The 20,714-nt window shown below is 63.7% G+C and carries 18 protein-coding genes and 5 pseudogenes; 4 read left to right on the top strand and 19 right to left on the bottom strand.

Going from position 1 to position 20,714, the window contains the following annotated elements:
* The first annotated feature begins 167 nt into the window (after positions 1-167).
* The gene (locus H9L15_RS01065; RefSeq protein WP_187714878.1) at positions 168-626 is read left to right on the top strand and encodes an Lrp/AsnC family transcriptional regulator; all 459 of its coding nucleotides are present in this window, start codon (positions 168-170) and stop codon (positions 624-626) included.
* Here the strand turns inward: H9L15_RS01065 and H9L15_RS01060 are convergent.
* The 14 genes and pseudogenes from H9L15_RS01060 to ilvC form a co-directional block, all read right to left on the bottom strand.
* A pseudogene (locus H9L15_RS01060) lies at positions 623-2,091 on the bottom strand (glutamate synthase subunit beta). The gene H9L15_RS01065 and the pseudogene H9L15_RS01060 sit on opposite strands and share 4 nt — an antisense overlap.
* A gap of 6 nt (positions 2,092-2,097) precedes the next feature.
* Positions 2,098-2,346: a hypothetical protein gene (locus tag H9L15_RS20020; protein ID WP_398286980.1), complete on the bottom strand. Its 249-nt coding sequence runs from the start codon at positions 2,344-2,346 to the stop codon at positions 2,098-2,100.
* 189 nt (positions 2,347-2,535) lie between these two features.
* Positions 2,536-3,902, bottom strand: a pseudogene (locus tag H9L15_RS20015) (glutamate synthase-related protein); the annotation flags it as partial.
* Positions 3,857-4,210 (bottom strand): glutamate synthase-related protein, encoded by a 354-nt coding sequence (locus tag H9L15_RS20010; protein WP_398286454.1) that lies wholly within the window; start codon positions 4,208-4,210, stop codon positions 3,857-3,859. The pseudogene H9L15_RS20015 and the gene H9L15_RS20010, both read right to left, overlap by 46 nt.
* The gene (locus H9L15_RS20005; RefSeq protein WP_398286452.1) at positions 4,162-5,136 is read right to left on the bottom strand and encodes a glutamate synthase central domain-containing protein; all 975 of its coding nucleotides are present in this window, start codon (positions 5,134-5,136) and stop codon (positions 4,162-4,164) included. The genes H9L15_RS20010 and H9L15_RS20005 overlap by 49 nt, the downstream gene beginning before the upstream one ends.
* Positions 5,061-6,177, bottom strand: a pseudogene (locus H9L15_RS20000) (hypothetical protein). Before H9L15_RS20000 ends, H9L15_RS20005 begins: the two are co-directional and overlap by 76 nt.
* A complete protein-coding gene (locus H9L15_RS19995) occupies positions 6,141-6,686 on the bottom strand; it encodes a hypothetical protein (RefSeq protein WP_398286450.1) in 546 nt (181 codons plus the stop codon). The pseudogene H9L15_RS20000 and the gene H9L15_RS19995 overlap by 37 nt, the downstream one beginning before the upstream one ends.
* Before the next feature lie 277 nt (positions 6,687-6,963).
* Positions 6,964-7,250: pseudogene (locus H9L15_RS19990) on the bottom strand (3-isopropylmalate dehydratase small subunit); the annotation flags it as partial.
* Positions 7,247-8,701: a 3-isopropylmalate dehydratase large subunit gene (leuC, locus tag H9L15_RS01045; RefSeq protein ID WP_187714877.1), complete on the bottom strand. Its 1,455-nt coding sequence runs from the start codon at positions 8,699-8,701 to the stop codon at positions 7,247-7,249. The gene leuC and the pseudogene H9L15_RS19990, both read right to left, overlap by 4 nt.
* On the bottom strand, positions 8,698-9,795 hold the full coding sequence (leuB, locus tag H9L15_RS01040; protein ID WP_187714876.1) for a 3-isopropylmalate dehydrogenase: 1,098 nt from the start codon (positions 9,793-9,795) through the stop codon (positions 8,698-8,700). Before leuB ends, leuC begins: the two co-directional genes overlap by 4 nt.
* Positions 9,792-11,372, bottom strand: coding sequence for a 2-isopropylmalate synthase (locus H9L15_RS01035; RefSeq protein WP_187714875.1), 1,581 nt, complete (start codon positions 11,370-11,372; stop codon positions 9,792-9,794). Before H9L15_RS01035 ends, leuB begins: the two co-directional genes overlap by 4 nt.
* Positions 11,369-11,623 (bottom strand): ACT domain-containing protein, encoded by a 255-nt coding sequence (locus H9L15_RS01030; RefSeq protein ID WP_187714874.1) that lies wholly within the window; start codon positions 11,621-11,623, stop codon positions 11,369-11,371. Before H9L15_RS01030 ends, H9L15_RS01035 begins: the two co-directional genes overlap by 4 nt.
* A complete protein-coding gene (ilvG, locus tag H9L15_RS01025) occupies positions 11,620-13,311 on the bottom strand; it encodes an acetolactate synthase 2 catalytic subunit (protein WP_187714873.1) in 1,692 nt (563 codons plus the stop codon). The genes H9L15_RS01030 and ilvG overlap by 4 nt, the downstream gene beginning before the upstream one ends.
* 1 nt (position 13,312) lies before the next feature.
* Positions 13,313-14,356, bottom strand: coding sequence for a ketol-acid reductoisomerase (ilvC, locus tag H9L15_RS01020; RefSeq protein WP_187714872.1), 1,044 nt, complete (start codon positions 14,354-14,356; stop codon positions 13,313-13,315).
* Positions 14,357-14,735: 379 nt separating this feature from the next.
* On the opposite strand from ilvC, the pseudogene H9L15_RS18350 reads away from it, so the two are divergent.
* Both H9L15_RS18350 and H9L15_RS18345 read left to right on the top strand, forming a co-directional pair.
* Positions 14,736-15,739, top strand: a pseudogene (locus H9L15_RS18350) (dihydroxy-acid dehydratase domain-containing protein).
* Complete coding sequence (locus tag H9L15_RS18345; RefSeq protein ID WP_262984858.1) at positions 15,739-16,389, top strand: IlvD/Edd family dehydratase; 651 nt, start codon at positions 15,739-15,741, stop codon at positions 16,387-16,389. Before H9L15_RS18350 ends, H9L15_RS18345 begins: the two are co-directional and overlap by 1 nt.
* Here the strand turns inward: H9L15_RS18345 and thrC are convergent.
* The 5 genes from thrC to H9L15_RS18335 all read right to left on the bottom strand — a co-directional run bounded on the left by thrC (position 16,374) and on the right by H9L15_RS18335 (position 20,397).
* A complete protein-coding gene (gene thrC, locus H9L15_RS01010) occupies positions 16,374-17,690 on the bottom strand; it encodes a threonine synthase (protein ID WP_187714871.1) in 1,317 nt (438 codons plus the stop codon). The two genes, H9L15_RS18345 and thrC, sit on opposite strands and share 16 nt — an antisense overlap.
* On the bottom strand, positions 17,687-18,643 hold the full coding sequence (locus tag H9L15_RS01005; RefSeq protein ID WP_223276378.1) for a homoserine kinase: 957 nt from the start codon (positions 18,641-18,643) through the stop codon (positions 17,687-17,689). Before H9L15_RS01005 ends, thrC begins: the two co-directional genes overlap by 4 nt.
* Positions 18,644-18,648: 5 nt before the next feature.
* Entirely contained in the window at positions 18,649-19,566 is a 918-nt protein-coding gene (locus H9L15_RS01000; RefSeq protein ID WP_262984857.1) for a homoserine dehydrogenase, read from the bottom strand.
* 208 nt (positions 19,567-19,774) lie between these two features.
* Positions 19,775-20,119, bottom strand: a complete 345-nt coding sequence (locus H9L15_RS18340; RefSeq protein WP_187715733.1) for an amino acid kinase family protein — start codon at positions 20,117-20,119, stop codon at positions 19,775-19,777.
* Positions 20,110-20,397: an amino acid kinase family protein gene (locus H9L15_RS18335; protein ID WP_187714869.1), complete on the bottom strand. Its 288-nt coding sequence runs from the start codon at positions 20,395-20,397 to the stop codon at positions 20,110-20,112. The genes H9L15_RS18340 and H9L15_RS18335 overlap by 10 nt, the downstream gene beginning before the upstream one ends.
* A 3-nt stretch (positions 20,398-20,400) precedes the next feature.
* Here H9L15_RS18335 and H9L15_RS00985 point away from each other — a divergent pair, with 3 nt between their 5' ends.
* Complete coding sequence (locus H9L15_RS00985; RefSeq protein WP_187714868.1) at positions 20,401-20,697, top strand: hypothetical protein; 297 nt, start codon at positions 20,401-20,403, stop codon at positions 20,695-20,697.
* The last annotated feature ends 17 nt before the right edge of the window (positions 20,698-20,714 follow it).

The raw sequence follows: 20,714 nt of genomic DNA, 5'->3' as shown, positions 1-20,714 counted from the left end.
TCCACTGGCGACGCTGACCATGCGCTTGCACATGTCTCCCCGACAGCATCGGAGGCCGAGATACATAGGGAGTCTTAAGCTTCAACGGAAGGTACGAAGAAAAAACTGAGATTGCACAGGAACGTGAAGAATGTAGAATAATCTTCCACAATTAGCTGAAGCATCAGATGGATTCGACCGACCGCAAGATCCTCGCCATCCTTCAGGACGATGCGTCCATGTCGGTGGCGGACATCGCGAAGCAGGTGAACCTGTCGCAAACGCCGTGCTGGCGGCGGATTCAAAAGCTGCAGGACGCTGGCGTGATTACGAAGCGGGTGGCGCTGGTCGATCCGGACGCCCTCGGCCTTGGCCTCACGGTCTTCGTTGAGATCGAGACGGGGGACCATTCGAAGGACTGGCTCGACGGCTTCGCTTCGGCGGTCACGGAAATGCCGGAAGTGATGGAAATCTACCGCATGGCCGGGGACGTAGACTACATGCTGCGCATCACCGTGCCGAACATGGCAGCGGTCGATTCCTTCTATCAGCGCCTGATCGCGATGGTCCCGCTGAAGAACGTGACGTCGCGCTTTGCCATGGAGCGCGTGAAGTACACGACGGCCTATCCGGTGACGGAGGTCTAGGCCGAGCGCACCAGTACCGGTTCGGCCTTCTGCTCCGCGGTCAGGAAGGCATTGACCGCTTCAGCGCAATCGCGGCCCTCGCGGATGGCCCAGACAACCAGCGACTGTCCGCGGCGCATGTCACCGCATGCGAAGATGCGATCACCGCTGGTTCGATAGTCGGTCATCGCCGCCTTCACATTGCCCTGAGGCGTGAGCTCGACTTGCGAACTGTCGACCGCGCCGGCCTTGCGCGGGCCCAAGAAACCCATCGCCAGCAAGACGAGGTCCGCCTTGATCTCGAACTCCGTGCCGGCGACCGGCTGGATCGTCATCCGCCCGTCCGGACCTGAAACCATTTCGGTGCGAGCGCACTGCAGAGCCTGAACCTGTCCGCTTTCACCGACGAAGGCGGTGGTCACTACGGAAAACTCGCGCTCGGCGCCCTCTTCTTGCGACGAAGACGTCCGCAGCTTCATTGGCCAATTGGGCCAGGTCAGCGCCTTGTTCTCGTGGAGCGGGGCTGGGGCAGGATCTCGAGCTGCGTCACCGAAGCCGCGCCCTGACGGAAGGAGGTACCGATGCAATCGGAACCGGTATCGCCGCCGCCGATCACGACGACATGCTTGCCGTGCCCACTGATCGTGCCTCCGGCAGCGGCCTTTTCCTCCGCGTCGCCGGCGTTGCGCTTGTTCTGCTGACTGAGGAAATCCATCGCGAAATGGACGCCGTCGAGCTCGCGGCCCGGCACTGGGAGGTCGCGCGGCTGCTCGGCGCCGCCAGCGAGGACGAGGACGTGATAATCGTCCAGCAGCCGCTCGACCGACACGGTCACGCCGACTTCCATGTTCGTCCGGAAGATGACGCCTTCGACTTCCATCTGCTCCATGCGGCGGTCGATGACGGACTTGTCTAGCTTGAAATCCGGGATGCCGTAGCGAAGCAGACCGCCGATACGGTCCGACTTCTCGAACACCGTCGGTGCATGGCCCATGCGCGCCAGCTGCTGTGCGCAGGCTAACCCCGCAGGGCCGGAGCCGACGATGGCAATGCGCTTCCCGGTTCCGCGAGGCGCGCATTGCGGCTTTATCCAGCCTTCTCGGAAGGCACGGTCGGCAATCTCGCCCTCGATCGATTTGATCGTCACCGGTACGTCGTCGATGTTGAGCGTGCACGCTGCCTCACATGGCGCGGGGCAAATGCGGCCGGTGACTTCCGGGAAGTTGTTTGTCTGGTGCAGCCGTTCGATCGCCGCCTGCCAGTCATCCTTGTAGACGAGGTCGTTCCAGTCCGGGATCAGGTTGTTCACCGGGCAGCCCGAGTGGCAGAATGGGATGCCGCAATCCATGCAACGAGAGGCCTGCTTGGAAACGGCTTCCGCGCCCGGCTCCTGCGTAAACTCGCGCCAGTTCGTTACGCGCTCGGCAACTGGCGCATATTTGCGATCCTGGCGTTCGACTTCGAGGAATCCGGTCGGCTTACCCATCAGACTCTACTCCGCGGCGACGGCGACGGACTCGAGGTCCGCCAGCGCGCGCCGGTATTCGGTTGGAACGACTTTGACGAAGTGCAGCAGCGCGTCCGGCAGGTCCGCGAGCAGCTCGGCCGCCCTGGCACTCCCGGTCGCCTGCCGGTGACGTTCGAGCAGGATGCGCACGCGCTCCGCGTCGTAGCGCATCGGATGACCCATGCCGTTGTCGCCGACGCTTGTTGTCGCGGGCGAGGGAGCGCCTTCGCCCATGAGGTGCCTGCAGGGGCGATGCCCTCGAGCTCGACGCTGTCGAGGTTGCACTGATTCTTGAGCTGGCCATCGGGATCGTAGACGTAGGCGATGCCCCGGACATCCCCGCCGCGAAGTTGCGGCCGACGGGCCCCAGCACGCAAACCACGCCCCGGTCATGTACTCGCAGCAGTGGTCGCCGGCGCCCTCCACAACCGCGATGGCGCCCGAATTGCGAACCGCGAAGCGCTCGCCCGCGACCCCTGGAAGAAAGCCTGCCCCGCAATGGCGCCGTAGAGGACGGTGTTGCCGACGATGATGTTGTTCGCGGGATCGCGGTCAACCTGCTCGGGCTGGCGGACGATCAGCGTCCCGCCCGACAGGCCTTTGCCCACATAATCGTTGCCGTCGCCCGTGAGCTCCAGCGTCACTCCATGTGCGACGAAGGCACCGAAGCTCTGACCGGCGGTGCCCTTGAGGCGCGCGACGATGCTGTCGGGGGCCAGGCCTTCGTGGCCGAAGCGCCGAGCGACCTCACCGGACAACATCGTGCCTATGCTGCGGTTCACGTTGCGGACGTCGCGCTCGATCACCACGGGCTTGCGGCTGTCGAGCGCCGGCTTGGCCGCCGCGATCAGGTCGCGATCGAACGAGGTCTCGAGGCTATGGTTCTGGCGCTCCGAGTTCCAGATTGCCGTGCCCTGGGACTTGGGAGCGTAGAGCAATTTGCTCAGATCGATGCCACGAGCTTTCCAGTGATCGACGGCCCGCTTCGGATCGAGCAAATCGGTGCGGCCAATCATGTTCTCCAGCCTGCGGATGCCAAGCGAAGCCATGATCTCGCGCAGCTCTTCCGCAACGAAGAAGAAGTAATTGATGACATGCTCGGGCGTGCCGGTGAACCGGGCGCGAAGCACCGGGTCCTGCGTCGCCACACCGACTGGGCAGGTATTGAGATGGCACTTGCGCATCATGATGCAGCCCGCCGCAATTAGCGGCGCCGTCGCGAAGCCGAACTCGTCGGCCCCGAGCAACGCCGCGACGGCGACATCGCGCCCGGTGCGCAGGCCGCCGTCGGCCTGAACCGCAATCCGTCCACGCAGGCGGTTGAGCACCAGGGTCTGTTGGGTCTCGGCAAGGCCGATCTCCCACGGCAGGCCGGCATGCGTCAGCGAGGTCAGCGGCGATGCGCCAGTTCCGCCTTCGTAGCCGGAGATGGTGACGTGATCCGCCTTGCACTTGGCAACACCCGCCGCGACGGTGCCGACGCCGACTTCCGAAACAAGCTTCACCGATACACGAGCGCGCTCGTTGACGTTCTTGAGGTCGAAGATGAGCTGGGCGAGATCCTCGATCGAATAAATGTCATGGTGGGGCGGAGGTGAAATGAGGCCGACGCCTGGAGTGGAGTGACGAACCGCCGCGATGTGCCGGTCGACCTTGTGGCCAGGAAGCTGACCGCCTTCGCCGGGCTTTGCGCCTTGCGCGACCTTGATCTGCAGCTCGGCGGCATTGACCAGATACTCGGCCGTCACGCCGAAGCGGCCCGAGGCCACCTGCTTGATCGCAGACCGCATGGAATCGCCGTTCGGAAGCGGCGTGAAGCGGTCGCGCTCCTCCCGCCTTCACCGGTGTTCGACTTGCCGCCGATCCGGTTCATGGCGATCGCCAGCGTCGTGTGCGCCTCGCGGCTGATCGAGCCGAAGCTCATGGCGCCGGTTGCGAAGCGCTTCACGATTTCGCTCGCCGCTTCGACTTCTTCCAGCGGCACCGCTGGGCCGGCCGGCTTGAATTGGAGCAGGCCGCGGATCGTCAGCAGCCGGCGGCTTTGGTCGTTCACGCCCGCCGCAAAATCGCGGTACTTGTCCGGCAGGTTGCCGCGCACCGCGTGCTGCAGGTTGGCGACCGTCTCAGGGTTCCAGGCATGCGCCTCCCGTTGACGCGCCACGCGTAGATTCCGCCGACGTCGATCGCATCCGTGTCGCCAAACGCACGCTGGTGACGAGCAGTCGTTTCCGCCGCGATCTCGTCGAGGCCCACGCCTTCGATCATCGTTACGGTGCCGGTGAAATATTGGTCGACGACCTTGCTCGACAGTCCGACGGCGTCGAAGATCTGCGCTCCGCAGTAAGACTGGAAGGTGGAGATGCCCATCTTGGACATCACCTTCAGCATGCCCTTGCCGATCGCCTTGATGTAATTGGCACGGACCTTTTCGGCAGAAAGCTCGAGCTCGCGCTCCTGCCGCAGCTCCTCCAGCGTCGCGAAGGCTACGTAAGGGTTGATGGCTTCGGCGCCGTAGCCGGCGAGCACGCAAAAATGGTGCACTTCGCGGGCTTCACCCGTCTCGACGACTAGCCCGGTCTGCATGCGCAGGCCCTGGCGGATCAGGTGATGATGCACCGCCGCCGTCGCCAGCGCTGCCGGGATTGGCACCCGGTCCTTGCCGCCGGTTCGGTCTGTAATGACCAGCACGTTGATATCGGCGAGGACGGCCTCTGTCGCTTCCCAGCACAGCCGCTTTAGCGCGGCCTCCAGCGCCTGGCCGGTGCCGCCCGCCCAAGTGGCGTCGAGGGTCTGCGTACGGAAAGCGCCATCCAGTACGTCGTGAATGCCGCGGATCTTGTGCAGATCCTCGTCGGTCAGGATTGGCTGCGTGACCTCCAATCTCTTGTGCGTGCCAGCGTGGTGTCCGAGCAGGTTCGGTCGCGGCCCGATCATCGATACGAGGCTCATCACCATCGCTTCGCGGATGGGATCGATCGGCGGGTTCGTGACCTGTGCGAAGTTCTGCTTGAAATAGTCGTACACAAGCCTCGGGCGATCCGACAAAGCGGCGAGCGGCGTGTCGGTGCCATCGATCCGACCGGATCGTCACCGGCCTTGCCCATCGGCTCCAGGAAAAACTTCAGGTCTTCTTCGGTGTAGCCGAATGACTTGCGTGCAGTTTCCATGTCCTCCCTCGATGAGGGAGCGGACTCGAAATTGGCGGGCAGGTCTTCCAGCTTAAACTGGGTTTCGCGAAGCCAGTCACCGTAGGGTTCCTCGGCGGCAAGACGGGACTTGATCTCTTCGTCCTCGACGATGCGGCCTTCATCGAGGTCGATCAGAAGCATGCGGCCCGGCTGTAGCCGCCACTTGCGAACGATGTTTACCTCCGGGATCGGAAGCACGCCGCTTTCCGACGCCATGATCACGCGGTCGTCGTCGGTAACGCAGAAACGCGCGGGCCTCAGGCCGTTGCGGTCGAGCGTGGCGCCGATCTGCCGTCCGTCGGTAAAGGCGATGGCCGCGGGACCGTCCCACGGCTCCATCAGCGCGGCGTAATATTCGTAGAAGGCGCGCCGCTTCGATTCCATCAGCGCATTGCCCGCCCATGCCTCAGGAATGAGCATCATCATCGCGTGGGAGAGCGAGTATCCCCGGCGATCAGCAGCTCGAGAGCATTGTCGAGACAGGCCGTGTCCGACTGTCCGTGAGGGATCAGCGGCCACATCTTGTCGAGGTCGGCGCCGAGCAGTGGCGATTCCAGCGTACGGCGGCGGGCGTTCATCCAGTTCACGTTGCCGCGAACCGTGTTGATCTCGCCGTTGTGGGCGATGAACCGATACGGGTGCGCCAGCTTCCAGCTCGGGAAGGTATTGGTCGAGAAGCGCTGGTGGACCAGCGCCAGCGCCGACTTGCAGCGCGGATCGACGAGGTCCTTATAGAAAGTGCCGACTTGGGTCGCGAGCAGCAGCCCTTGTAGACGATCGTCCGTGTCGAGAAGCTTGGGATGTAGAAATCGGCGAGGCCGGGCAGGTCACGCTTCTCGGCTAGTTCCAGGAGCGGGTTCTGAGTCTGCTTGCGAATGGTGAGGATCTTGCGTTCGAAGGCGTCCTGGTCCGCGGCGCGGGGCCGCGTGCGACGATGGCCTGGCGGATGACCGGCATGGACTCCAGCACGGCCTGACCGAGACCGGCCGTATCGGTCGGCACCTCGCGCCAGCCGAGAAGGATTTGTCCTTCGATCTCGATGAAACGCTCAAGACGGGCAATGGCGACATCGCGTGCCTCCTCGTCTTGCGGGAGGAAGCACATGGCGACCGCATAGTCGCCGGGCGGAGGCAGGTTGACCGAGCGTTCGCCTGCCCAGTCGCGGAAGAGCTCATCGGGGATCTGGATCAGGCAGCCAGCGCCATCGCCGACGAGCGGATCGGCACCCTTGGCGCCACGATGGTCGAGGTTGGCGAGGATCTGCAGGCCGTCGCGGACGATGTCATTCGACTTATCGCCCTTGATATTGGCGATGAAGCCGGTGCCGCACGAGTCATGCTCGTTGGATGGGTCGTACAGGCCTTGCTTTTCTGGCGCTCTTACCACGTCAGATTCCCACTCTTTGCTCATAGGCCCGGATCGCCGTCTCGTGCGTGAGCGTCAGGGCAATTTCGTCGAGTCCGGCGAGCAGGCATTCACGCCGAAATCGATCCATGGAAAAGGTGAAATGATCGCCTGCCGACGAAGTCACTTCCTGCCGGTCCAAGTCGACGCAAATGCTGTGCTGAGGGGCGGATCGAAGCAATGCTTCGACGGCGGAATGCGCTAATTCCACCGCAGCGATGCCGTTCTTGAAGGCGTTGCCGGCAAAGATATCCGAGAAGCTCGGCGCGATGACGGCGCGAACCCCAGGTCGGCGAGGGCCCAGGCGGCATGCTCGCGGCTCGAGCCGCAGCCGAAATTGTCCAGCGCGATGAGGATGGGCGCGCGTTCGTTCGCGGGATCGTCAAAGACGTTGCCAGAGGTCGCGCGGAGAACTTCGAACGCGTGACCGCCAAGGCCGGAACGGCGGATCGTCTTCAAATGCTCGGCCGGAATGATGAGGTCAGTATCGACGTTGCTTAGCGGGAGGGCGTAGGCGCGGCCCTCGACGCGAGTGAACGGGATCATGCCGCCAGCTCCCCGACATTGCCGACGAGGTCGCGGACATCGGTGAGCTTTCCGGTCACGGCGGCGGCAGCAGCCATCGCAGGTGACATGAGGTGCGTCCGTGCTCCCGGTCCCTGACGGCCGACAAAATTCCGGTTGGATGTCGAGGCGCAGCGCTCGCCCGATGGCACCTTGTCAGGATTCATTGCCAGGCACATCGAGCAGCCGGGCTCGCGCCACTCGAAGCCGGCCGTGGTGAAGATCTGGTCAAGACCTTCCGCCTCGGCCTGTCTCTTCACGAGACCCGAGCCTGGCACGATCAGCGCCTGCTTGATGCGGTCGTGAACCTTGCGTCCGCTGATCACTGCCGCGGCCGCGCGAAGATCCTCGATGCGGCTGTTGGTGCAGCTGCCAATGAAGATGTGCTCGATCGAGATGTCCTGGAGCCGCTGGCCCGGATGGAGCCCCATATAATCGAGCGCCCTGCGCGCCGCCTCGCGCCTTTGTGCTCCTGCAAATCCATCGGGAAACGGAACGCTGGCCGTGATTGGCAGTGCGTCTTCGGGCGTGGTTCCCCACGTGACGGTCGGCGCGACATGGCTGGCATCGATCTGGACCGAACGGTCGAAGCTAGCTCCTTCGTCGGTCTTCAGCTCTTGCCAACACGCGACTGCACGGTCCCATGCCTCGCCTCGCGGAGCCATGGGCCGGCCCTTCAAGTAGGCGAATGTTTTCTCGTCCGGGGCGAAGAGTCCGGAGCGCGCGCCAGCCTCGATCGACATGTTCGCGACCGTCAGTCGGCCTTCGACGCTCATCGCCGAAAAGGTGCTGCCGCGATATTCGATCACATGGCCTGCGCCACCGGCGACACCGATCCGGGCGATGATGGCAAGGATCAGGTCCTTGGGTGTGACAGCAAACCCAAGCTCACCGTCGACCCGGACTTCCAGCGTCTTGGACGGCTTCATTAGCAGGGTCTGCGTGGCGAGGACGTGCTCGACCTCGCTGGTGCCGATACCGAAGGCGAGGGCGCCGAGCGCTCCGTGTGCAGCCGTGTGACTGTCGCCGCAGACAATCGTGGTGCCCGGAAGGGTGAAGCCTTGCTCGGGCCCAACGACGTGCACGATCCCCTGCTCGGCCGCGATGGCATCGATATATGGAACGTCGAACTCCGCGACATTCTCTTCGAGTGCCGCAAGCTGGGCGGCACTCGCCGGATCCTCGATCAGCAGGGGTCCGCCATTGCCTTTCACGCGCGGCGTGGTCGGCAGGTTGTGATCCGCCACCGCCAAAGTGAGGTCCGGCCGGCGCAGCTTGCGGTCAGCAAGCCTGAGTCCCTCGAACGCCTGAGGAGAGGTGACCTCGTGGACAAGGTGCCGGTCGATGTAGAGCAGACACGTGCCGTCTTCGCGCCGCTCGATCACATGCGCGTCCCAGATTTTCTCGTAGAGGGTGCGCGGGCGATCGGTCACGCGCACAGGCCTCGGTTCATGGCGAACAACTCGCGATAGGCGCCACTTCGGGAAAGGCAGTCGCGCAGGTTTTCGCGGACCTGCTCACCGAACTCGGAACAGCTGGCATCGCCGCCGAGGTCACTCGTGCGGCAGCCTTCCAGCAATGTGGTCTCCAGCGCGGAGGCAAGCAGTCGTCCGCTGTCGCCCAATCCGAGTTCTTCGAGCATCATCACGGCGCTGGCGATGGCTCCGGCGGGATTGGCGACGTTGAGGCCCGCAATCTGCGGTGCAGAGCCATGGATTGGCTCGAACAGCCCGGGTCCGCCGGAGCCGACGCTGGCCGATCCGAGCAGTCCGATCGATCCGCCGATCACCGACAGCTCATCGGAAAGGATGTCGCCGAACATGTTCTCGGTGAGGATGACGTCGAAGCGGCGCGGATTGGTGATCAGCACCATCGCGCAGGCGTCGACGTACATGTGCTCCAGCTCGACGCCAGGATAGGACTTGGCGACTTCGGTCACCGTCTCCCGCCAGAGCTTGGAGGTGGCGAGGACGTTCGCTTTGTCGACCGAGGTGACCTTGTGCCGCCGATGCTCGGCTGCACGAAACGCGACATGCGCGATCCGCTCGATCTCTTCGCGAGTGTAGGAGCAGACGTCCGACGCTGCGTCATGGGCAGAGCTGCGCTCTCCGAAATAGATGCCGCTTGTCAGCTCCCGGACGATGAGGATGTCCGCGCCCTTCGAAATGTCCGGGCGCAGGGGCGAGACGTCCTGGAGTGCTTCCAGCACGCGAGCGGGACGGAGGTTGGCGAACAGGCCCAGCTCTTCGCGGAGCTTCAGCAGCCCTGCCTCAGGGCGCTCGGCCGCGTCGTTCCATTTGTCGCCGCCGACCGCGCCAAGGATGACCGCGTCCGCGTTGCGGCATGCCTCGAGTGTGGCCTCCGGGAGGGGCAGGCCATGGCGATCGATCGCCACGCCGCCGAAATCGTGTTCGGAGAAGCGAAGGCCAAGGTCGCGCTCGGCGGAGAGCTCGGTCAGGCAGGCTACCGCCTGGGCGGTAACTTCCGGGCCAATTCCGTCGCCGGGCAAAACAACGATGTTAATCACGCGGCCTGATCCTTCCTGGCGTTCATTTCCCGCAGGTCGCGAACCGCCTGCGCGTTGCTGGCGGCGTCGATGTAGGCCGAGACGCAGCAGGGCAGGATGTCGCGAGAACGAGCACGACCGGCGAAGATCTCTCCGTCCACTTCAATGGTCATTTCGACGAGCACGCTGGCGCCCTGTCCATCGGGCGCATCCTGATCGGGATCGGCCGCGATGTACTGCATCTCCAGGCTGTCGACGCGCGCGGGGACGCCGATCATCTGGCTGACCGCCGCAAAGGCTCCATCGAGTGCTCCAGGAGCACTGGCAATGTCGGTCACGCGCCCCCGTTCGCCATGCTCCAGCTCCACGCGAACCACGGGCCAGGCGCTCACGGAGAGAGGCGCCCGGATATCGAGCTTGGACAGCTTCCACAGGTCCTGCGGCCGATGCGTCTGCGCCTCGGAAAGCAGAGCGACCAGGCGTGCCGTGTCGACGGTCCCGACCTCGTCGGCAACGATTTTGAACGCGGCGAAAGTCTCGTCGAGCTGTTCGCCTTCAAGCATGTATCCGAGCGCCTTGGCACGGGCTGCCAGTGCGTGGCGCCCGCTATGCTTGCCGAGCACGATGCCTTCCGTGGAGAGGCCGATGTCCTCCGGCTTCATGATCTCGTACGTCTCGCGGTTCTGGAGCACGCCGTGCTGGTGAATCCCGCTTTCATGAGCGAAGGCATTTGCGCCGACGATGGACTTGTTGCGCGGCGGCGGCGTGTTGGTGATCTGCGAGAGCGTCCGGCTGGCCGCCATGATCTTGGTCGTGTCGACGTTGGTGGTCGCGTTGTAGAGGTTGCCGCGCGTGCGCAGCGCCATCACCACGTCTTCAAGTGCGCAATTCCCCGCGCGTTCGCCGATGCCGTTCACTGCGCATTCGACCTGCTGCGCCCCTGCGCGGACCGCAGCCAGCGAATTGGCGACCGCCATCCCGAGGTCGTCGTGGCAATGGGTGGAGAAGATCATGCCTTTCGGGCGATCGACGGCGCCGTCGAGGAAGCGGAAAAGATCGTAGGTCTCTTCGGGCGTCGTGTAGCCGACGGTATCGGGCACGTTCAGCGTTGTCGCGCCTTCCGCGGCCGCCAGCGATAGCGCCTCGGCCAGGAACTCGCGCTCGGTGCGGATTGCGTCTTCCGCAGAGAATTCGATGTCGTCGAAATAGTCCCGGCCAAAGGCGATCGACGTACGGATCGCCTCGAGCACCTGGTCCCGCGTCATCTGAAGCTTGGCTTCGCGGTGAATCGGGCTGGTGCCGAGGAATAGGTGAAGGCGCTTGCGTGGAGCAGGTGCCAAGGCGCTGGCCGACGCCAGAATGTCACCGCGTACGGCCCGGGCCAGTGAGCAGATGACTGGGCCCTCGATCGTACCAGCGATCTCCATGATCGATTGAGCATCGCCGGGGGATGCGGCCGCAAAGCCTGCCTCGATGACATCGACCTTGAGCGCGGCAAGGGCCTTGGCCATGCGCAGCTTGGCTTCGGGCGTCATGGAGAAGCCAGGCGCCTGCTCGCCATCGCGAAGCGTCGTGTCGAAGATGCGAACCTGGGTCATGCGAGCGATCCTGCGTCGCGGGCTGCGAGGGAAACGGAACGAACATCGACCAGCCGCGCGAGCTGCTGAGCCAAGACCGGCACGCGTCGGCTCGCCTCACGGGGCTCGACGTCGATCACGAGTGACGCCGTGTCGGCTTTCTCCTTCATGGACAGCCCGCGCAGCACGTATCCGCGCCGCTCGACCACGCCGAGAACGCGGATGACGGCTCCCTCGGCCGGCGTGAATTCGACGGTCAGGCGCTCGGTCACCAGCCCTTCTCCATCATCTGGACGTTGGAGCTGTTGGGCGGGACCAGGGGCCAGACGTTCTCGCGCGGGTCGATCCGGACGTGCAACAGGATCGGGCCGCTGGTGCGAAGCAGGCGCTGGATCGCCGGTCCGACCTGCGAGCGATGATCGATCGTGAAGGCCTCGATCCCGAACGAATGCGCGACTTCCGAGAAGTCGGGATTGTCGCTGAGGTCGATCTCCGAGAAGTTCTCTTCGAAGAACAGCTCCTGCCACTGGCGAACCATGCCGAGCTGGGAATTGTCGATCAGGACGATCTTCAGTGGCAGGCGATATCGGCGCAGCGTCGCCAGCTCCTGAACGTTCATCATGAACGAACCGTCGCCGGACACGGTGATGACGGTCGCGTCGGGTTCGGCGAGCACCGCGCCCATGCCGGCGGGAACGCCGTAGCCCATCGTGCCGAGACCGCCGCTGGTCAGGTGCGCTTGCGGGCGGCTGAATTGGCAGTGCTGGGCAACCCACATTTGGTGCTGGCCGACGTCGCAAGTGAAGATCGCCTTGTCGCCCGCCGCTTCGGAAAGCTCCTTCAGCAGTGCAGGAGCGTAGATGCCCTGGCCCGGAGCATCATAGCGCGGGGCCCACATCTTCCTCTGAGCCCGGCATTGCTGGGCCCAATCCGCAATCTTGGGGACAGCCGTGAGGCGGCCAAGGATCGATGAAACGTCGCCGGCCAGCCCAACCTCCGGAACGCGCAGCTTGCCGATCTCAGCGGCGTCGCCGTCGATGTGGATGACTTTCGCGCGGGCGGCGAAGCTATCGAGCTTGCCTGTCGCGCGGTCATCAAACCTGGCGCCGACGCAGATCAGCAAATCGCAATTGTCGATCGCAATATTAGCGGCGCGCGCCCCGTGCATGCCAAGCATGCCCAGGTAATTCGGCTCGTCCGAGGGGATGCAGCCGAGGCCCTTCAGCGTTGAGACGGAGGGGACTCCCATCCGCTGGGCAAGGTCACGGAGCGCGCGCTCGGCGCGGGCGATTGCGACGCCCCCGCCGAAGTAGATGACGGGTGCCTTCGCCTCAGCGATCAGCGCGTTGGCGAGGGCAATCGAGGCTTCGTCCAGTGGAGCTGCAGGCTCGTCGGGGAGTTCGAACGGTTCCGGATTCGCCGTCAGGACGCCTACGTCTTTCGGAAGGTCGATGAGAACGGGCCCCGGCCGACCGGAACTCGCAATACGGAACGCCTCGGCAAAGATCCTCGGGATGTCGGCAGTGTTCCGGATGATGAAGCTGTGCTTCACGATCGGCAGCGTGATCCCGAAGATGTCGACTTCCTGGAACGCGTCGGTGCCCATTAGCGGCGAGCCGACCTGGCCGGTGATCGCAACCATAGGGACGCTGTCCAGGAAGGCGTTGGCAATGCCGGTGACGAGATTGGTCGCCCCCGGACCGGACGTAGCAAGACAGACGCCGGGCCGGCCGGTGACGCGACCATAGGCATCGGCGGCGAGAGCGGCGGCCTGCTCGTGGCGGACCAGGATGTGCTGGAGGGACGAACCGGTCAGTGCGTCGTACACCGGCATAATGGCGCCGCCCGGGTAACCGAAGACGTGCTTGACGCCTTCGCGTTCGAGGGCCTCGACGACCAGCCGCGCCCCTGAAACGGGCAGCGGCTGCGGCGATGGCGAGGCTTGGGCGGCGCTGCTCATCTTATGCCGCTTGCGGTTGCGCTTGCGGAGCGGGCTGCGGATCGGCCTCCTTCTCGCCGCGAAGCCACGCCATCTTCTTGCGCAGCTCGGCGCCGACTTGCTCGATCGGCTGGGCGAGATCTTCGTCCCACATCCGCTGATATTCGGGCTTGCCGGCCTGGTTCTCGGCGATCCACTGGCGAGCGAAGCTTCCGTCCTGAATGTCGGACAGGACTTCCTTCATCCGCTCGCGGGTCTCGTCGTTGATCACACGAGGGCCGGATACGAAGTCGCCGTACTTGGCTGTCTCGGACACGAAGTGCAGCATCTTCTGGAAACCGCCCTCGTACATCAGGTCCACAATCAGCTTCAGCTCGTGGAGGCATTCGAAATAGGCGACTTCGGGCTTGTAGCCGGCGTCGACGAGGGTCTTGAAACCTGACGCCACCAGTTCGGTCGCACCGCCGCACAGCACGGCTTGCTCGCCGAACAGGTCGGTCTCGGTCTCTTCCTTGAAGGTGGTTTCGATGGCTCCGGCGCGCGTGCCGCCATTACCCCATGTGTAGGCCAGCGCCTTGTCGCGCGCCGAGCCTGTCGCGTCCTGGTAGACGGCGAACAGGCTCGGGACGCCTCTCCCAATTTCGAATTCGCGACGAACGAGATCGCCGGGGCCTTTCGGCGCAACCAGCACCACGTCGAGATCGGCGCGCGGCTTGACCTCGCCGTACAGCACGGAAAAACCGTGAGCGACCAGCAGGGTATCTCCGGGCGACAGGTTCGGCTCGATATCGCGGGCGTAGACTTCGCGATGACTCATGTCTGGGGTGAGCAGGCATACGAGCTGCGCCTCACGTGCCGCATCGGAAGGAGACACTACGCGAAAGCCATCTGCCGTCGCACGTTGTGATGCGCCGCCCCCCGCTCGGGCGCCGACCACGACGTCGAAACCGCTGTCGCGAAGGTTGCGCGCATGCGCGCGGCCCTGGCTGCCATAGCCGATTACCGCGATCCTTGAGCCCTTGAGGACTTCCGGCCTGGCGTCGTCGTTGCTGTAGACCCGTTCCACTCGAGATTTCCTTTCCGCAAAAGAAAACCCCCGCTCCCGGGTTGGGGAGCGGGGTCTTGGTTCCTGATCCGATTGGACCGTTCGGAACCCTAGCCCGCTCCCCTATCAAGGGTAATAAGTACGATCGTAAGCACGTTGAGGCGCACGTCGATCGACGTGTCCGTAAAGTCGTTCGCAATGAGCTTCGAATTCAGAAGCATCGATCGAACCGCCCCAATCAGGACCCCCACTTTGGGATCCAATCTGATCATTGTTATGCTGCATCGCGACACGGCTAGCAAGAGCAAATTGGCCTGTTAGAGGCGGAATTGCTGCTTTTCTTGTCCGCCGGACCGTGCTTGAGAGGGACAATTGTATCCAAAATGCTACAGGTTCAGCCATGAGTTCCAAGGGTTTGCCGTCGCGCGAAGTCGTCGAAGGGCCGTCGCGTGCCCCGGCGAGAGCAATGCTTCACGCTGCCGGTTTCAATGCGAGAGCGCTTTCGAAGCCGCTGATCGCGATCGTTCACAGCTTTTCGACCGTAACGCCGTGCAACATGCACCTGCGCGATCTGGCCCAGCATGCCGCTCGCGGGATCGAAGAGGCGGGCGGACCCCGATCGAGTTCAATACGATCGTCGTAACCGACGGTATTGCCATGGGAACGCGTGGCATGCGTGCGTCCCTGATGAGCCGCGAAGTCATCGCGGACTCCGCGGAACTTGCCGTTCGGGGCCACTCGCTAGACGGCGTCGTGTTCATCGTCGGCTGCGACAAGACCATTCCGGCTGCAGCTATGGCAGCGGCTCGCCTCGATTTGCCGAGTGTCGTACTTTACGGCGGCTCGATCATGCCTGGTCACCTGGGGCCCAAGGCGATCACCATCCAGGACGTTTTCGAAGCAGTCGGGGCGCACAGCGCGGGCGCGATCGGCGATCAGGAGTTGCAGACGGTCGAGCAGGCGGCCTGTCCGGGCGCCGGCGCTTGCGGAGGTCAGTTCACGGCCAATACGATGGCATTGGCAATGAGCTTCCTTGGCCTGTCGCCGGTGGGTCTGAACGATATTCCCGCCGTTCACCCCGACAAGAGGGAGGCTGCCGTCGAAGCGGGCAGGTTGGCGCTCGAGGCACTGCGCGCAGGGCGCAATGCGAGAAGCTTCATCACGGCCGAGAGCCTGCGAAACGCAGCGGTTGCGGGAACAGCAACTGCGGGATCGACCAACCTTGTCCTGCACCTGCTGGCGATCGCCCGAGAGGCCGGCATTTCCGAGAGCGCGTTCAACATCGATATCTTCGATGAGGTTTCCCGCTCCACCCCCGTCATCGCCGATTTGAAGCCGGGCGGACGCTTCATGGCGCCCGACATGAGCGCCGCGGGTGGAACGGCGTTACTGGGCGTCGACTGATGGAAGCCGGACTGATCTCCGACGCTCCAACGGTTACCGGCAAATCGCTATTCGATCATTTCCGCGATGCTGATGAGACGCCAGGCCAGGAAGTCATCGTCACCGCTGATGCGCCTATCAAGGAGCGAGGCGGGTTCGGCATCTGCTACGGCAACATCGCGCCGGAGGGCTGCGTCGTGAAGCTCGCTGGTCACGGGAAGCTTCGGTTCGAAGGACCAGCAAAAGTCTATGACGGCGAAGAGGCTGCGTTCGACGCTGTGACGCACGGACTGATCGAGCCCGGCGACGTCGTTGTGATCCGCGGTGAGGGTCCTGTCGGCGGCCCCGGCATGCGGGAGATGCTCGGCGTTACCGCCGCTATCCAGGGCCGAGGGTTGGGTGACTCAGTGGCGCTGATCACCGATGGCCGCTTCTCCGGCGCAACCTACGGTTTCATGGTCGGCCACATCTCGCCCGAAGCCGCGCGAGGAGGTCCGATTGCACTGCTCGAGACCGGCGACAGCATCGTCATCGACGTGAACTCGCGCGTAGTCGAAACTACTGCCGACCTATCGTCCCGTGCCGCGAACGATTGGCTCGTATCGCCTGAATCGACGGGGCATTTGCCAAATATGCAGCGCTCGTTGGCTCCGCTTCACATGGCGCAGTGACGCTGCCCCATTAGGGCGGACCCCTCGAGGACCTGCGCAAGATCGTCCAGCTCGGGCGCGCTTCGAACCTTGTAGGTCCGCCGGTTGAGAATGCTCGCAAGCGCCGCCGTCGGTTCGATTTCGCGTCCGATCAGGGGCTCGACCATGTCCGCAAACTTGTAGGGATGTGCCGTCGCCAAGGCGATCCAGTCGCGATCCGAGCGCTCGTCTTTCGGCAAGCGCCACCAGGCTTCGAACGTCGTCGCCGTATGTGGGCATGCGACGTAACCGCTCGTTTCGTAAACAGCCTTGATCCGTGTCCGGATTTGACCGTCGGTGACCAGCTCCACCCTGAGTTCGCTCGGCTGTACACCCAGCGCGGACAGGCGCTCAAAGTTGCTGGGATTGCCGACGTCCATGGCGTTGGCCAGCGTCTGGACCGAGGCGCGAGGCTGGTAGCGCCCCTTGTCGTGCCAGTCCTTGAGCGTTTTGTTCGCATTGGTGGCGAGTACGATCGGACCGATCGGCAGGCCCATCGCCTTCGCCATGAGTACCGCGAAGCCGTGTCCGAGATTGCCGCTGGGAACCACGAAACCGGGCTTCATGCCTGTAGCCTTGAACCTGGCCAAAGCCGCGTGCGCGACATAGGCAAGCTGGGGCAACAGCCTTCCGAAATTGATCGAATTGGCGGATGTCAATCGATGCTCGGCACACAGCGCCGGGTTGCAGAAGGCGGCTTTCACGAGCCGTTGGCAATCGTCGAAATCGCCCTCGATTTCGATCGCCGTGACGTTTTCGCCCCAGCATGTCAGCTGATGCTCCTGGAAAGCGGAGACGCGCCCTTTCGGAAACAGGATAACAGTGCGAACCGACTTGCGTCCGTCGGCAGCGCACCCAACTGCGCCGCCGGTATCACCAGAGGTTGCGACGAGAACCGTCAGGGGTCCGCGCCCGGCAAGCCGCTCGAAGCAATTCATCAGGAATCGCGCGCCGAAATCCTTGAACGCCCCGGTCGGTCCATTGAACAGCTCCAGCGCGTGGAACTGCGGTTTGGCCAGATTGGGGACGACGAGGTTAATCGGGAAATCGAAGGATTGCTCGCAAATCGATCGGAGATGCGGCTCCAGTTCGTCGCCGGCAAAGAAAGGTCGCAAGAGGCGCGCCGCGAACTCTGCCAGTGGCTCATCAGGATTAAGCAAGTCCAGTTCGGCTTTCGGAAGCACCTCGGGCATGTAAAGGCCGCCGTCAGGTGCGGCACCGCTCAGAAGGGCTTCCGATAGCGTTGCTGCAGGCGACTGGCCTCGGGTGCTGACGAACTTCATGCCGCTGCCAGCGCTTCGTCACTGAAAGTGACTTTCACTCCGCCGGAAGACACGGGTGCGCGATACGCTCGCGCAGGGACATCGGCATCCGCGAAGGCCATGGACAAAGCATTCTCAACCGCATCGGCGTCTGCATCGACGGCCCAGGCGAACACGGACGGCCCCGAACCAGAGAATGAGCAGCCCAAGGCTCCAGAACCGAGTGCGGCTGCCTTTACCTGGTTGAAGCAAGGCAAGAGGTGCTGCCGCTGCGGCTCGACAAGGACATCCTCGAAACCGGAGCGCAGCAAATCGAAATCATTGGTCGAGCATCCCAGGATGAACGATGCGACCCGGCGACCATGTTCGACTGCGACCTTCAAAGGTACCTCAGATCCGAGGATGGATCGCGCCATGCGCGTTTCGATCTTGACCTCCGGGTGAAGCACGATCGATGTCACACCGTCGGGCACTGGCACCCGTTGAATGAGGGCAGGCTCCTCCCGCGCGGCAAGCACCAAGCCGCCGAGCAGACTGGCCATGACGTTATCCCAATGAGGCGGGTCCGATGCGACCCGTTCGCCCTCCAGGACGAAGGGCAGGAGTTCGCCGAGCGAGTATGGCTCTCCAAGCACGGCATTGGCAGCGGCTGCTCCGGCGACGGCCGACGCTGCAGACCCGCCCATTCCAGCAGCAAGAGGCACGCCCTTGACGATCGACAGCCGCAACCCGCACGGCGATCCGACCGACTTCAACACGGCGTCTGCAGCGGCGAGGGCGGTATTCGACGCGGTATCGTCCGGAAGTGAGCTGACCAGGCCGCTGACGTCGACGAGGTGGACTCCGGGCCGTTCGTCACGAACCGCAGTGACCACGTCATGTGCTGCTTCGAACGCTTGGCCGAGAATGTCGAATCCAACCCCAACGTTGCCGATGCTGGCCGGAGCGCTGGCGCTGGCGGCTTGGCGGATCATCTGCGCTATGCCCTTAGCCGCACGGATTTTTCGCCCACGACGGGGCGACGGCCGAGCAACGCCCGCTGCGCGTCCATCACGTCCGCGAATACTGCTGTCGCTGTGGGCCACCGACCTGCACCCTTGCCGAAGACATCGTGCACGTTGCCTGCGGAATCGGTGACAAGGAAGCGGTTTTCTTCATCGCGCGCAGCTGCCAGCGGATGGTCCAGCGGCAATGATGCAAGCTGAACTTCCGCCTCGACCGAGCCATCCGGCAAAAGCCGCACGCGACCGACCTGTTTGAGCACTTCGCCGCGTTCCAAGGCTTCCAGCGCTGCGCGAGGTTGGAGGTCACTCAATGACGCTTTGGGCACCAGCGCGGGCTGAAGTGCGATTCCGAAAGCTTCACGTGCGAGGACGGTGAGCTTGTCGGCGGCATCGTGACCATCGACGTCTGCCGTTGGATCCGCCTCGGCAAAGCCCAGCCTCTGCGCCGCCCTGAGCGCGTCCTCGAAGGTCCAACCTTCGGCGAGGCGGCTGAGCAGATAGTTGCAGGTGCCGTTCATCACGCCCTCGACGGAGACGACACCACCCGTGATTCGCCGTAGCGTTTCGATGATCGGGGCACCGCCACCGACCGCGGCCGAGAAGCGGAGACCGCCACCGTGCCGCGCCGCACAGGCATGAAGCGAGTCCCAATGACGAGCTAAAGCGGCCTTGTTCGCGGTTACGACCTGCGCTCCGCGCGCCAGTGCGGAATGGATTGCGTCGGCGGCCAGCTCGGTACCGCCGACCAGCTCGATCACAACGTCGGGATCGTCCGCCAGCGCGTCATCGAGGCTTTGAGTGAAAACGACATTCTCGTTGTGCTGGACGGGAGTGCGAACGAGCACCGGGCCGACCTGGAACAGCTCCGGCTGCGCAAGCAGAAGCTGGAGCACGCCGCCTCCAACCGACCCGCAGCCGAGCAATGCGACCTTGAGCCGCTCCGAGCGGGAGGGCAGGATTTCGCGGCCGGCAAGCGGGCAATCGTGGTCGCTTCGAGTGACCCCAAGGCCGCGACTTCGATCAGGACGTCTTTCTCGTCCGCGGCATGGATCGCCTTGACCTGGATCAGGCCGCTGCTCGCTTCTTCCGCTTCCGCGTAGCTCATTTGCGAGAAGCGTTCCGCACGCGCATTCCGGGCGGGTCTTGATCGTAAACGCCGTCCACGTCCTTCACCAGGCGGACCCGGTGGGCGTTGAGACGGTCGGCGAAGAAGACGGCACTGAGATCGGTTCCGCCCCGGCCCAAAGTCACGACCCCATGCTCGGCGTGATCGGCGATGAAACCGGGGACGACGACCGCGTCATTTTCATTGATCCGGGCCCAAACGGATTCCGAATCCAGGCCGGCGAGATTGGAGTCGAGCGGGGACCCCTCGGCAACCAACGCCATCTCGTGCGGGTCGAGTGTGCAGGCCCGCAGTCCTGCCTTGCTGAGCGCTAGAGACAGAAGTGCCGCGGATTGAAGTTCACCGACCGCGCAAGCCGGGCAACCAGCCCGTCCGGAGCGGCATTTCCGCCGACGCGGTGCGCCTGGGCCAGGAGCGCATCCGTTTCGCCGGCGAGGGCCGACACCACCGCGACGACCTTTTCCCCGTCACGAACGTGGCGATAGATCTCGGCGACGACCTTCGGATAGTCCTCCTCACGTTCGAGGACAGAGCTTCCAAATTTCAGAACGCACAAGCGCTTCGCTTGCACCTCCGGCTTATCGTCTGGCCTGGACATCTCTTGCTCGCTTTCGATCGGTCAGAATTCGGCATAAAAAAACCCGCTCGCCTGGTTCGGGGAGCGGGTCGGATGAAACCTTGTTTAGATGGTTATCAGCCGGTCACGCCCCGCATGCGCGTGGTCATAATCGTCGTAATCATCATCATCGTGCGTTGGGCGTGCAAAACCGCTGCGCTGTCGAGCGCAAGTGCGGCAGTTGAGGTCACGCTGTTCTGCATTGGATCCCAAAAATGCACGGATGATGCGCCGCCGTCAACCCGCAAGGAGGATATCGCGGGGAATTCCAACGTCCAGTGACAAATGGGATACAATTT

Source organism: Sphingomonas daechungensis, assembly GCF_014489495.1.
Classification (GTDB): Bacteria; Pseudomonadota; Alphaproteobacteria; order Sphingomonadales; family Sphingomonadaceae; genus Sphingomicrobium; species Sphingomicrobium daechungense.
Note: the sequence above shows the minus strand (reverse complement) of the source record. Positions and strands in the feature narration are given on the sequence as shown.